Origin of the sequence: Streptococcus parasanguinis (assembly GCF_047465465.1) — a bacterium.
In the GTDB taxonomy this organism is placed as follows: domain Bacteria; phylum Bacillota; class Bacilli; order Lactobacillales; family Streptococcaceae; genus Streptococcus; species Streptococcus parasanguinis_AI.
In genome coordinates this window covers 18,555-31,800 of the sequence record NZ_JASGZU010000007.1, presented here as the reverse complement: position 1 = coordinate 31,800, position 13,246 = coordinate 18,555, and the positions used below count along the sequence as shown (strand labels likewise).

The window sequence follows — 13,246 nt, the reverse complement described above, 5'->3', positions numbered from 1 at the left end:
AAACCAGGAGATTCTCTATGAAAGCAGCGTGATTCAGAGGGATTTGAGACTGAAGTGAACCCTCCACTGAGGCTTTATTCGTGAGAAAAAGGAGTTTCTGCAAAAAGTCTCATATTCATCAGATTTTTATTCAAATTGAAGAGCTTGAAAAGAGGAGGAAATGGTTTGAGAAGTGGAGTTTTTAGACAAGAAAGACGCGATATGTTATACTGGTATCAGTATGTGAAAGGAGAGTTATAAAAATGAAGAAATTTTTTGTAACCCTTGGGCTAGCCATTTTGGTATTGACTGGTTGTTCGCAATCCCAAACGAAGAAAACTACAACCGCTAGCTCATCTAGCAGTTCCTCTGTTAAAAAAGAAGTAAAAAATGAAGAAAAAACCACAACCTTAGTTGGAGATATCAATGGAACAAAACACCGGGATATCATCAAATCTAAGGGAGATAAGGTTGAAAACCTTCGCATCGAAGTGACAGCTGATCTGCCCAAACAACTTGGGACCATTGCAGCAGAGAAATCACCTGAAGAACTCACAGCAGCCATTCAAGCTTTGCTGGAGCAAAATGAAGACTATAAGAAGCTAAAAACCGTTCCCGGTTTTAGTTTGGAATACACAGTCACACCAGAAAAGAAATTGCTCTCAACTAGTGTGATTGACATCAACCTAATTGACGCCAAGTCTCTAGAAGAAATTTCTTACTTCAAAGATGCTGGTCTCAATGATTTGAAAAACATGAAGGCAGATGCCTTGGTCAAGGCCTTGAAACTGCATGGCATGAAAGAAGAAGGTCAGTAAGAAGAATAGAAAAAGTCGAGTGAAGTCACTTGGCTTTTTTAGTGACTTTTGTCATGTGAGCCAGTGACAAAATTATCTAGTGGCTGTTATTTTCTTTCGCTATAATATAGTCAGAAAGTAAGAGGTAAGGAAAAATGAAACAATGGTTCTATAAAGTGTTTACGTTAACAGTGGTGGGAATGGTCATCTATTTGATCTTTTCAAAGGATGATAGCCTCTATTACCATTTCCCTTGGGAATTATTTGCTGGAATTGGTATCATGAGTTGGGCCGTTCAAGAAGGTCTAAAAATGGTCAAGGCTGTTAAAAAGGAGATGGAGCAATGAAAAAGAAACTTGAAATTGGATTGGTAGCTGTTTTGTGTTTGCTCCTTTGGGCGACTGAGATGATGACGGGCTGGTTTTCTGCCCATTTTCCTAGCTGGTTTTTCCAAACGGTTTGGGGAGTGACCTTGGTCGTCTATGTCATCATTCCAGCTGGCCAAATCTGGTTGAAAGGAGAGTCTCATGAGTGTCATTAGAGTAGAGAGCTTGAACAAAAGTATCAAAGGAAAGGTGATCCTAGAAGATCTTTCTTTCACAGTTGAGAGAGGGGATTGCTTGGCTTTGATTGGGCCAAACGGAGCTGGGAAAACAACATTGATGGATTGCCTCCTAGGGGATAGGAAGGTGACTTCTGGAATCATTAAAATAGAAGGAAAAGCTCCTGGTCATCCTCAGTTAAAGGATAGTGTCTCTTATCTCCCTCAAGAGAATGCCATCGTTCAAAAGCTAACCGTGCAGGAACTGATCAGTTTCTTTCGCTCCATTTATCCCAACCCTTTAACGGTCAATGACATCGATGATTTATTGCGTTTTACTCCAGAACAAAAGAAGCAATTAGCCAGTAAGCTGTCTGGTGGGCAAAAGCGTCTCTTATCCTTTGTGTTGACCTTGATTGGTCGTCCCAGTCTCCTATTTTTGGATGAGCCAACGGCTGCCATGGATACGTCCACTCGCCAACGCTTTTGGGAGATCGTCGGGCATTTAAAGGACCAAGGTGTGACTATTGTCTATTCTTCCCATTACATCGAGGAAGTAGAGCATACAGCTGATCGGATTTTGGTCTTGCACCAGGGCCATTTGCTTCGGGATACGACGCCTCTAGCCATGCGAAGCGAAGAGGTAGAAAAACATTTCACCCTTCCTTTGCGTTACAAAGCTCTAGTGGCCGAGATGGAAGGGATTGGTCAAGTGACGGTCAAACCCGATGCCCTTCAGGTTGTGACAGGTGATGCCAATCGTTTGTGGAGGCGATTGCAGGAAGAAGGCTGTTCGATCCAAGAGATCGAGGTGACCAATAGAAGTTTATTGGATTCTATTTTTGAAAATACAAAGGAAGTAGGTAGAGAAGATGAAACGCATGAAAGCTCTCGGCGTGGTTGAGTGGCATTTGACTAGACGCCAAGCCATTTATTACTTGTTATCAATTGGGATGCCAACGGCCTTTTATCTCTTCTTTTCAGGGATGTACCAGGAAACACCAGGAGCACCTGCTCACTTTATGAGGGATTATCTCCTTTCTATGACGGCATTTTCTATGATGTCTACGGCTATCTTTTCTTTTCCAACAGTTCTTGAAACTGATCGACTCAACAATTGGCAAAAAGTCTTGCGCCATACCCCGGTATCTATGGTAGAATATTATCTAATAAAGGTTGCGGGTCTCTTTGTAGACTTTCTCCTATCGATTGGAGTTGTCTTTACTGTGGGCCATGTGGTGCGCCATGTGAATATGTCCCTACAGGATTGGGTCTTAGCGGCCTTCCTTCTCATCCTAGGAAGTCTAGCTTTTGTAGCTATCGGTCTGGTCTTGACCTTGCTTCCTTCCAGTCAATTGATGTCGGTTGCAGGCAATCTCCTCTATATGGGACTGGCTGTTATGGGTGGCCTATGGATGCCTATTAGTGTCTTTCCAGAATGGATGCAAGCCATCGGCAAATGCTTACCAACCTATCAATTGATGGAACTGATTAAGACCTTTTTAAACAAGGGACAGGTTAATGTCTTTGCGAGTGTCTATTTAACTTTGTTTACCCTGGTCTTGTTTGCCCTTGTTATCATCTATCGTCGTCATTCTGAGGTTCGTTCATGATTGAAAAACTCAAGCGTATCCATTATATGTTTTACGCTAGCCTAGTCTTTATGGGCTTTCCCTTTATCTCTATTTTATTAGGGGAGGTCCCCTACTGGCACTTCTTTTTAGCCCTCTTGTTTATTGCTTCCTATCTAGGAGTCTTGATTACTGAAAACAAAAAGCTGACCTGGATTTGTTGGCTATACCTCCTAGCCTATGTAGCAGGAAATACTCTTTTTATTAACGCCAACTATTTTTGGTTTTATTTCTTCATCAGCAACCTATTGGTCTATCACTTTGAGATTCGCAATTTTCGCTCTCCCTATCTTTGGACAGTTTTTCTATCGCAATTCCTGCTTTTTGGGGCCATCTTTTTCAAACAGAGTGCGATGGAGTATGAATGGGTATTTTTAATCATTATTTTCTTTTTTACCCATGCCATGACCTACGGCATGATTCGGATTCGGATGGTGGAAGAGTTGAAAGCTGACCATGCCAAGCAAAATGCCCAGATCAATCTCTTGTTGGCAGAAAACGAGCGCCATCGGATTGGCCGCGATCTGCATGACAGTCTAGGACACACCTTTGCCATGCTCAGTGTCAAGGCGGACCTAGCTGATCAATTCTTAGCATTGGGTCAGGTTGAGAAGGCGCAGGAGCAGGTGCAAGAGATTCAAGCTATCAGTCAAGAGTCCATGCACCAAGTCCGAGAGATTGTGGAGAACTTGAAGCAGCGAACCCTGACAAGAGAGCTAGAAACTGTCCAGCAAATGCTAGAAGTGGCGCAAGTCAAAGTGGAGATTCAGAATGAGCTCGATACAGCTAGCATCTCGCCGATCCTAGAGTCTGCTCTGGCCATGGTGTCTCTGGAATTAGCCACTAATATGATCAAACATGCCAAAGCGACGCAGGCCTTTCTCTCTTATTGCTCCACCGAGACAGGTGTAGAAATGGTTGCAGAAGACAATGGCATCGGCTTTAGTAAAGTTTCCGATAAGGATCTGCACTCGATCCGCGAACGGATTGCCTTATTGGGAGGAGAGTTAGAGATCAGTCGTCGTCACAAGCCAACCCGCATAGAAATACGGATCCCCTATCAAGAAAGGAAATAAGATGCGCTTATTAGTTGCTGAAGACCAAAGTATGTTACGCGATGCCCTCTGTCAGCTCTTGCTTTTGCAAGAGGATGTAGAAGAAGTCTTGCAGGCTGGAGACGGGCAAGAAGCTATTCGCTTACTCGAAACCCATCCAGTCGATATTGCTATCTTAGATATTGAGATGCCCATCAAAACAGGGCTAGAAGTGTTGGAATGGGCCAAAAGTCAACAACCCCAGCTCAAGGTTGTCATCGTTACCACCTTTAAGCGGCCGGGTTACTTTGAGCGGGCCCTGAAGGCTGGAGTCGATGCCTATGTCTTAAAAGAACGCCGCATCACGGACTTGATGGGCACCCTGCATACCGTTTTGGCAGGTCAAAAAGAATATTCTCCTGAATTAATGGAGGGAATCTTGACCCATCCCAATCCTCTAAGTTCTCAGGAGCAAGCAGTCCTAAAAGAAGTCGCCAAAGGAGCTTCCAACCAAGAAATTGCTGATCGTTTATTTCTCTCTAACGGGACCATCCGCAATTATATGTCAGCGATTCTGACCAAATTGGATGCAGAGAACCGGACCGAGGCAGCAAAGATTGCCCAAGAAAGGGGCTGGCTATAAGCAAGCAAAGTTTCTAGGATTCCTAGAGACTTTTTTGATTGGATTGTTCTTTTTTCAGGAAATATCTCATTATTCGGATTTGGATAGAAAATTCAGAAAATTTGTGATTTTTACTTGAAATATTTTCCAAAAATGGTATGATAGTAGCATGCTAATTTGATATACAAAGTACTGGAAAGGAGAGACATGGAGAAAATTACCTTAGAAACTGCAAAAACCGGTTCAGAGCTCGTTCTTGAAACCCTGCGTGATTTGGGCATTGACACGATTTTTGGTTATCCTGGTGGAGCGGTTTTGCCTTTATACGATGCCATCTATAGCTTTGAGGGTATCCAGCATATCTTGGGTCGTCATGAACAAGGATGCTTGCATGAGGCTGAAGGCTACGCCAAATCAACTGGAAAGCTGGGTGTCGCAGTCGTCACTAGTGGACCGGGGGCTACAAATGCCATTACAGGGATTGCAGATGCCATGAGCGATAGCGTTCCCCTATTAGTCTTCACTGGTCAAGTCAATCGTGCTGGGATCGGGAAAGACGCCTTTCAAGAAGCGGATATCGTGGGAATTACCATGCCCATCACCAAGTACAACTATCAAGTACGTGAGACGGCAGATATTCCACGAATTATCACAGAAGCTGTCCATATTGCGACGACTGGTCGTCCAGGCCCTGTCGTCATTGACCTTCCAAAAGATGTCTCTGCCTTAGAAACAGATTATATATTCAACCCAGCAATCAACATTCCAAGTTACCAACCGACCATTGAGCCAAATGAATTGCAGATTAAGAAAATCTTGAAGCAATTGGGCAAGGCTAAGAAACCAGTCCTTTTGGCTGGTGGTGGGGTGAGTTACGCTGGAGCTGCAAAAGAGTTGATTGCTCTAGCAGAGCGCTATCAAATTCCGGTAGTGACCAGTCTGTTAGGCCAAGGAACGATTGCAACCAGTCATCCTCTTTTCCTAGGGATGGGAGGCATGCATGGATCCTTCGCGGCCAATATCGCTATGACAGAGACGGATTTCATGATCAGTGTTGGTTGTCGATTTGACGACCGTTTGACAGGGAATCCAAAGACTTTCGCTAAAAATGCTAAGGTTGCCCATATCGACATTGATCCTGCAGAGATTGGTAAGATCATTGCTGTCGACATTCCTGTGGTTGGCGATGCAAAGAAAGCCTTGCAACAGTTGCTAGCAGAGCCAACGGTTCATAATAACACTGAAAAGTGGATCGAAAAGGTGACCCAAGATAAGAACCGGGTTCGTTCTTACGATAAGAAGGAACGGGTTGTGCAACCACAAGCTGTGATTGAACGCATTGGAGAGTTGACCAAGGGAGACGCTATTGTCGTCACAGACGTTGGACAACACCAAATGTGGGCAGCTCAATACTATCCTTACCAAAATGAGCGCCAATTGGTAACATCTGGTGGTCTAGGAACGATGGGATTCGGTGTTCCTGCAGCTATCGGAGCGAAAATTGCCAATCCAGATAAAGAAGTTGTTCTCTTTGTCGGAGATGGTGGTTTCCAAATGACCAATCAAGAATTGGCAATCTTAAATATTTATAAGGTTCCGATCAAGGTCGTTATGCTCAACAACCACTCGCTTGGAATGGTCCGTCAATGGCAAGAAGCCTTCTATGATGGTCGGACGTCAGAGTCAGTCTTTGATAGCCTTCCGGATTTCCAATTGATGGCGCAAGCTTACGGGATCAAGAATTATAAATTTGATAATCCTGAAACTCTTGAGAAGGATTTGGAAGTCATCACAGAAGATGTACCAATGTTCATCGAAGTAGACATTTCTCGGAAAGAGCATGTCTTGCCGATGGTACCAGCTGGTAAGAGTAATCATGAGATGTTGGGGGTGAAGTTTAATGCGTAGAATGTTAACAGCCAAACTTCAAAACCGATCAGGTGTTCTGAACCGCTTTACTGGAGTCTTGTCGAGACGTCAAGTCAATATCGAAAGTATCTCTGTTGGCGCAACAGAAAATCCTAATGTATCGCGGATTACCATTATCATTGATGTTGCTTCGCATGATGAAGTAGAGCAAATCATCAAACAGCTCAACCGCCAAGTGGATGTGATCCGTGTCCGGGATATCACTGATAAACCACACTTGGAGCGCGAAGTGATCCTGGTGAAAGTTTCTGCACCTGCTGAGAAGCGGGCGGAAATCTTGGCCATTATTCAACCTTTCCGTGCGACCGTGGTCGATGTAGCCCCAAGCTCTATCACCGTTCAAATGACGGGAAATGCAGAAAAGAGCGAAGCCCTCATTCGTGTCATTCGGCCGTATGGGATTAAAAACATCGCCCGCACCGGTGCAACTGGATTTACTCGAGATTAATTCTCACCTTAACATTGTTAACTCCGCCTTAAAAAGGCAAATAATAAAATAGAAAAGAGATTTTACTTATGGCAGTTCAAATGGAATACGAAAAAGACGTTAAAGTTGCAGCATTAAACGGTAAGAAAATTGCTGTGATCGGTTATGGTTCACAAGGACATGCGCATGCACAAAACTTGCGTGACTCAGGTCATGATGTCATCATCGGTGTACGTCCAGGTAAATCATTCGATAAAGCAAAAGAAGATGGTTTTGATACCTATACAGTAGCAGAAGCGACTAAATTGGCTGATGTCATCATGATTTTGGCACCAGATGAAATCCAACAAGAATTGTACGAAACAGAAATTGCGCCAAACTTGGAAGCTGGTAATGCGGTTGGTTTTGCGCATGGATTTAATATCCATTTCGAATTCATCAAGGTTCCAGCAGATGTCGATGTCTTTATGTGTGCTCCAAAAGGACCAGGTCACTTGGTACGTCGTACTTACACTGAAGGATTTGGTGTACCAGCACTTTACGCTGTCTATCAAGATGCTACAGGTAATGCGAAAGATATCGCTATGGACTGGTGTAAAGGTGTTGGTGCGGCACGCGTTGGTCTTCTTGAAACAACCTACAAAGAAGAAACGGAAGAAGATTTGTTCGGAGAACAAGCTGTACTTTGTGGTGGTTTGACTGCCCTTATCGAAGCTGGTTTTGAAGTATTGACTGAAGCCGGTTATGCTCCAGAATTGGCATACTTTGAAGTTCTTCACGAAATGAAATTGATTGTGGACTTGATCTACGAAGGTGGCTTCAAGAAAATGCGTCAATCAATCTCTAACACTGCTGAATATGGTGACTATGTATCAGGCCCACGTGTAATCACTGAACAAGTGAAAGAAAATATGAAAGCTGTTCTTGCTGACATTCAAAATGGTAACTTCGCTAACGACTTTGTTAACGACTACAAAGCTGGACGTCCAAAATTAACTGCTTACCGTGAACAAGCTGCTAACCTTGAAATTGAAAAAGTTGGTGCTGAATTGCGTAAAGCGATGCCATTCGTTGGTCAAAACGACGATGACGCCTTCAAAATCTACAACTAATTGTCTGTAGAAGACTAAGCAAGTTGGGACACCCTGGCTTGCTTTTTTGATCAATACACAGCAACAGAGGTATGAAATGATAACAGCAAAAGATGTGGCCAAGGCCCATAAAATATTAAGTGGAGTCGTTGTCAATACGCCCCTTGAATACGACCACTATTTATCTGAAAAATATGGGGCAAAGATTTATTTGAAAAAAGAAAACGCCCAACGTGTTCGTTCGTTCAAGATTCGTGGAGCGTATTTTGCAATTTCTCAACTCTCAAAAGAAGAGCGGGAACGTGGGGTAGTGTGTGCTTCTGCGGGAAACCATGCGCAAGGAGTTGCTTATACTTGTAATGAAATGAAGATTCCAGCGACCATCTTCATGCCGATTACAACACCGCAACAAAAGATCGGCCAAGTCCGATTCTTTGGTGGGGACTATGTAACGATTAAGTTGGTCGGGGATACCTTTGATGCATCAGCGAAGGCGGCCCAAGAATTTACTCTTGCAGAAAAACGGACCTTTATTGACCCGTTTGATGATCCACATGTACAGGCTGGCCAAGGGACAGTGGCCTATGAAATTCTTGAGGAAGCTCGAAAAGAATCGATTGCCTTTGATGCTATCCTTGTCCCTGTCGGTGGAGGAGGCCTCATTTCAGGTGTTTCTACCTATATCAAAGAAACGGATCCTCGGATTGAAGTCATTGGGGTAGAGGCCGAAGGAGCGCGCTCTATGAAGGCTGCTTTTGAAGCAGGTGGTCCCGTCAAATTGCCAGAAATCGATAAGTTTGCAGACGGGATTGCTGTGCAAAAAGTGGGACAATTGACTTATGAAGTGACCCGTCAACATGTGGAAACTTTGGTTGGGGTCGATGAAGGCTTGATTTCAGAGACTTTGATTGATCTTTATTCCAAACAAGGGATCGTAGCTGAACCAGCAGGAGCGGCCAGTGTGGCATCCCTTGAAATCTTGCGCGAATACATCAAGGGGAAAACCATTTGTTGTATTATCTCAGGTGGGAATAATGATATCAACCGTATGCCTGAGATGGAAGAACGTGCCTTGATCTACGATGGGGTCAAACACTACTTTATCGTCAATTTCCCACAACGTCCAGGTGCCCTTCGTGAATTTGTAAATGATATCTTAGGGCCAAATGATGATATTACACGTTTTGAATACATCAAGCGTGCTAGTAAAGGAACAGGCCCTGTCTTGATTGGGGTTACTTTGGCCAATAAGCATGACTATGCAGGTTTGGTCAATCGTATTGAGCGTTTTGATCCGTCTTTCATTAACTTGAACGGAAATGAAACTCTCTATAATATGCTGGTCTGAGTATCATGAAGAAATAATCGACTATTTAAGCAATATATTTTTATGGAATATATTGCTTTTTTATGAAGACTTGTGATATGATATGCGTAAATTAAAAGGAGGAACTTTTTATGCCTGGATTTTTTATCTTTATTTTATTCTTGCTAATGGTTGCAGGATTCATTGTGATTAGCTCACTATATGTGGTCAAGCAACAATCAGTTGCCATCATCGAGCGATTCGGACGTTATCAAAAAATTAGCGACAGTGGAATTCATATGAGAGCGCCTTTTGGCATCGATAAAATTGTAGCACGTGTTCAATTGCGCGTCTTGCAGAGTGAGATCGTGGTTGAAACAAAAACTCAGGATAACGTGTTCGTTACCATGAATGTGGCGACGCAATACCGAGTGAACGAAAGCAACGTAAAGGATGCCTACTACAAACTCATGCGTCCAGAATCACAGATTAAATCATACATTGAAGATGCTCTTCGTTCTTCTGTGCCTAAGTTGACCTTGGATGAATTATTTGAGAAAAAAGATGAAATCGCCCTTGAAGTTCAAAAACAAGTAGCAGAAGAAATGTCAACTTATGGATATATTATTGTTAAAACCTTGATCACCAAAGTTGAGCCAGATGCCGAAGTGAAACAATCCATGAACGAGATCAATGCGGCGCAAAGAAAACGCGTGGCAGCTCAGGAATTGGCAGAAGCAGACAAGATCAAGATCGTTACTGCTGCCGAAGCAGAGGCGGAAAAAGACCGTTTGCACGGGGTTGGTATTGCCGAGCAACGGAAGGCCATTGTCGATGGATTGGCAGACTCTATTAAAGAGTTAAAAGGTGCGAATGTAGATTTAACCGAAGAACAAATCATGTCTATTCTCTTAACCAACCAATACTTGGATACCTTAAATAATTTTGCAGATAAAGAAGGGAATAATACGATTTTCCTACCAGCAAACCCAGATGGCGTCGAAAACATTCGTACACAAATATTATCAGCCTTGAAAGCAAAGTAAACTTTTTTTCATTTTTTAAAAAAGGTTCGTATTTTCAGCGATTTTAGTTGACAAAATGTGCAAAAAAATTTATATTAGTATTGGAAATAATAATATAGGAGAAAGATCATGGCTAAATCGAACTTTGAAAAAGTAGAATCAGTTGTTGGATGGGTACGTGATAAGAAAATCACAGGGTATCGTATCAGTAAGGAAACAAATGCCCGTGAAATGTCTATCATTGCCTTGGCTCAAGGACGTGCAAAAGTGAAGAACATCTCGTTCGAAACGGCACTTGGATTGATTGATTTTTATGATAAAAATCATCAAAAATTCGAAGATTAATTTGTTGTTCCAATTGAAAACCAGAGAGTTTGCTCTCTGGTTTTTTTCGATGCCTCAAAAGCAGAAGCGATACAAAAAACAGCTTGCTTCCATACTGGTAAGCAAACTGTTTCAAGAGATTAATGTAAGAAGCGTTGAAGGAATTCCTTGGTCCGTTCTTCTTTTGGATTGCTAAAGATTTCTTTTGGATCTCCTTGCTCAGCGATGACACCCTTGTCCATGAAGATGACCCGGCTAGAGACATCGCGGGCAAATTCCATTTCGTGGGTGACGACAATCATGGTGAGTCCTTCTTTTGCCAGATCCTGCATGATTTTCAAGACTTCCCCAACCATTTCTGGGTCTAGGGCAGAAGTTGGTTCATCGAAGAGAATGGCATCAGGATCCATAGAAAGGGCGCGTGCGATGGCGACCCGCTGCTTTTGACCACCTGAAAGTTGTTTCGGACGGGCAGCCCAATATTGAGAACCCATACCGACTTTTTCAAGGTTTTCTTTGGCAACTTTCTCTGCAGTTTTACGATCGCGCTTGAGGACGGTCGTTTGTGCCACAATGGTATTTTCCAAGACGTTTAAATTTTCGAAGAGATTAAAGCTTTGGAAAACCATTCCTAATTTCTCGCGGTAGTGGGTAAGATCATACTCAGGATCAAGAACATTTTGCCCACGATAGAGAATCTCTCCAGCTGTGGGAGTCTCTAGAAGATTGATGGAGCGAAGGAAGGTTGATTTTCCGCTACCAGAGCTCCCGATGATGGAGATCACCTCTCCTTTTTCAACGGTGAGCGAAATATCTTTCAAGACTTCATTTTGACCGTAAGATTTTTTTAAATGTTGGATTTCAAGAATTTTTTCTGCCATTATTTCACCTCTTTGACTTGCATTTGATTTGCACCTGTAGTATAAGTATCAGAATCTAAGCGACGTTCGATGTAGCGAAGGATTCGTGTGATAGTAAAGGTGAGAACGAAGTAAATCACAGCGATGATCGTAAAGGTTGGGAAGTATTGGTAGTTTTGAGTTGCGACCGTATTTCCTGTAAAGTACAGTTCAACTACAGAGATAACATTCAAAACAGATGTATCCTTGATGTTAATAACAAATTCATTCCCTGTTGCTGGTAAGATATTGCGAACAACCTGTGGAAGGACGACCTTGCGCATGGTTTGTCCATGGGTCATTCCTAGAGCAGTCGCTGCTTCAAACTGACCTGGATCCACTGCTAAGATCCCACCACGAACAATCTCACTCATATAAGCTCCGGTATTGATGGATACGATAAAGATGGCGGCCCAGGTACGATCCAAGGAAATGTTAAAGGCTTGGGCGGAACCGTAGAAAATGACCATGGATTGAACGATCATCGGAGTTCCACGGAAGATTTCAATGTAGACATTGAGGAACCAACCAAAGGCAGTTTGGCATCCAGCAAGGAATTTATTTTTAGCCTTCGGAGCTGTCCGGAAGACACCGATTAACAAACCGATAATCAACCCAGCGATAGTTCCAGTCATAGAGATTAAGAGGGTCATTCCAGTTCCCCGTAAGAACTGTGGGCCATTATCCTTTAAAATCTTCATCATTTGGCTAAAGAATGTCTGCTTATCATCACTAGCATCACTGGAAGCTGGTTGCTTCTTAATCATATCATCCATGAGTTTAACTTGGTCTTCAGACGAAATCTTAGCTAGTGCGGCATTGACTTGGTCAATTCTAGTGTCACCTTTCTTCATCCCGATAGCGATAGTCGCATCTTCTTCCCCAACTTCAAATCCTTTTTTGAATTGAATCATCTTAAATTTAGAATTAGCGGACTCGGCGGTTAGGGCTTCGGGACGTTCAGAAACATAGGCATCAATAACACCCGATTCTAAAGCTTGACGCATCTGGGCAAAATCACCCATTGCAGTTTCTTGTTTCGCACCCTTGAGTTGGGAAATGAGAGAATAGAGGTAGACCCCTTGTTGAGAGGTGACCTTTGCATCCTTAAAGTCATCTAAGGTAGTAGCATTTGCATAGTTTCCATCTTTACGAACGAGCATGACCGGTTCACTGGTATAGTAGCTCTTGGAGAAGGCGACCTCTTTTTTACGTTCAGCGGTTGGACTCATCCCAGCGATAATCATATCGATTTTACCAGAAGTGAGGGCTGGAATTAAACCGTTCCAAGATGTTTTTACGATCAGAGGTTTTTTACCTAACTCCTCAGCAACTTTTTTGGCGATTTGGACATCGTACCCATTGGCATATTGATTGGTACCGTCAATTTTAACAGCTCCATTTGCATCATCTTCTTGGGTCCAGTTGAAAGGAGCGTAGGCTGCTTCCATTCCGATTCGTAAATAGTCATCTGCATGAACAACCTGTGTGATCCCCAGGCAAATGAAAAGCCCTGTTAAGAGCGCGAATAATGTTTTTTTCATTTTTTCTCCTCTTCCTTATTTTAACTTCTCCTATTGTACAGTAAAATAGGCTGCATTTCAAACATGGTCCTCTTTTTATTTAAAAAATGCTATAATA

The 13,246-nt window shown here is 42.8% G+C and carries 15 protein-coding genes; 13 read left to right on the top strand and 2 right to left on the bottom strand.

From position 1 onward, the window contains the following. The first annotated feature begins 242 nt into the window (after nucleotides 1-242). From QM351_RS09880 to QM351_RS09820, 13 genes are all read left to right on the top strand, one after another. Nucleotides 243-797 carry an SP0191 family lipoprotein gene (locus QM351_RS09880; RefSeq protein ID WP_003013879.1) on the top strand — a complete coding sequence of 185 codons (555 nt, stop codon included), beginning with the start codon at nucleotides 243-245 and terminating at the stop codon, nucleotides 795-797. Between the two features lie 134 nt (nucleotides 798-931). Next, complete coding sequence (locus QM351_RS09875; protein WP_414327274.1) at nucleotides 932-1,123, top strand: hypothetical protein; 192 nt, start codon at nucleotides 932-934, stop codon at nucleotides 1,121-1,123. Continuing rightward, nucleotides 1,120-1,317, top strand: coding sequence for a hypothetical protein (locus QM351_RS09870; protein ID WP_031576466.1), 198 nt, complete (start codon nucleotides 1,120-1,122; stop codon nucleotides 1,315-1,317). Before QM351_RS09875 ends, QM351_RS09870 begins: the two co-directional genes overlap by 4 nt. After that, on the top strand, nucleotides 1,304-2,221 hold the full coding sequence (locus tag QM351_RS09865; protein ID WP_414327273.1) for an ABC transporter ATP-binding protein: 918 nt from the start codon (nucleotides 1,304-1,306) through the stop codon (nucleotides 2,219-2,221). The genes QM351_RS09870 and QM351_RS09865 overlap by 14 nt, the downstream gene beginning before the upstream one ends. Then, nucleotides 2,190-2,930, top strand: coding sequence for an ABC transporter permease (locus QM351_RS09860; RefSeq protein ID WP_031576461.1), 741 nt, complete (start codon nucleotides 2,190-2,192; stop codon nucleotides 2,928-2,930). Before QM351_RS09865 ends, QM351_RS09860 begins: the two co-directional genes overlap by 32 nt. After that, on the top strand, nucleotides 2,927-4,024 hold the full coding sequence (locus QM351_RS09855) for a sensor histidine kinase (protein ID WP_048714776.1): 1,098 nt from the start codon (nucleotides 2,927-2,929) through the stop codon (nucleotides 4,022-4,024). Before QM351_RS09860 ends, QM351_RS09855 begins: the two co-directional genes overlap by 4 nt. A 1-nt stretch (nucleotide 4,025) precedes the next feature. Next, complete coding sequence (locus QM351_RS09850) at nucleotides 4,026-4,625, top strand: response regulator transcription factor (RefSeq protein WP_126403787.1); 600 nt, start codon at nucleotides 4,026-4,028, stop codon at nucleotides 4,623-4,625. 186 nt (nucleotides 4,626-4,811) lie between these two features. Further along, nucleotides 4,812-6,512 carry an acetolactate synthase large subunit gene (locus QM351_RS09845; protein ID WP_414327272.1) on the top strand — a complete coding sequence of 567 codons (1,701 nt, stop codon included), beginning with the start codon at nucleotides 4,812-4,814 and terminating at the stop codon, nucleotides 6,510-6,512. After that, nucleotides 6,505-6,981 carry an acetolactate synthase small subunit gene (ilvN, locus tag QM351_RS09840; protein ID WP_003010242.1) on the top strand — a complete coding sequence of 159 codons (477 nt, stop codon included), beginning with the start codon at nucleotides 6,505-6,507 and terminating at the stop codon, nucleotides 6,979-6,981. Before QM351_RS09845 ends, ilvN begins: the two co-directional genes overlap by 8 nt. Nucleotides 6,982-7,049: 68 nt before the next feature. Continuing rightward, on the top strand, nucleotides 7,050-8,072 hold the full coding sequence (ilvC, locus tag QM351_RS09835) for a ketol-acid reductoisomerase (RefSeq protein ID WP_003010246.1): 1,023 nt from the start codon (nucleotides 7,050-7,052) through the stop codon (nucleotides 8,070-8,072). 76 nt (nucleotides 8,073-8,148) lie between these two features. Then, on the top strand, nucleotides 8,149-9,399 hold the full coding sequence (gene ilvA / locus QM351_RS09830; RefSeq protein WP_414327271.1) for a threonine ammonia-lyase IlvA: 1,251 nt from the start codon (nucleotides 8,149-8,151) through the stop codon (nucleotides 9,397-9,399). Between the two features lie 110 nt (nucleotides 9,400-9,509). Further along, nucleotides 9,510-10,403: an SPFH domain-containing protein gene (locus tag QM351_RS09825; protein WP_414327270.1), complete on the top strand. Its 894-nt coding sequence runs from the start codon at nucleotides 9,510-9,512 to the stop codon at nucleotides 10,401-10,403. 108 nt (nucleotides 10,404-10,511) lie between these two features. After that, entirely contained in the window at nucleotides 10,512-10,727 is a 216-nt protein-coding gene (locus QM351_RS09820) for a hypothetical protein (RefSeq protein ID WP_003004771.1), read from the top strand. 119 nt (nucleotides 10,728-10,846) lie between these two features. On the opposite strand, the gene QM351_RS09815 is transcribed toward QM351_RS09820, so the two are convergent. Then, nucleotides 10,847-11,587 carry an amino acid ABC transporter ATP-binding protein gene (locus QM351_RS09815; RefSeq protein WP_049473270.1) on the bottom strand — a complete coding sequence of 247 codons (741 nt, stop codon included), beginning with the start codon at nucleotides 11,585-11,587 and terminating at the stop codon, nucleotides 10,847-10,849. After that, entirely contained in the window at nucleotides 11,587-13,149 is a 1,563-nt protein-coding gene (locus QM351_RS09810) for an ABC transporter substrate-binding protein/permease (protein WP_414327269.1), read from the bottom strand. The genes QM351_RS09815 and QM351_RS09810 overlap by 1 nt, the downstream gene beginning before the upstream one ends. Nucleotides 13,150-13,246 lie beyond the last annotated feature (97 nt).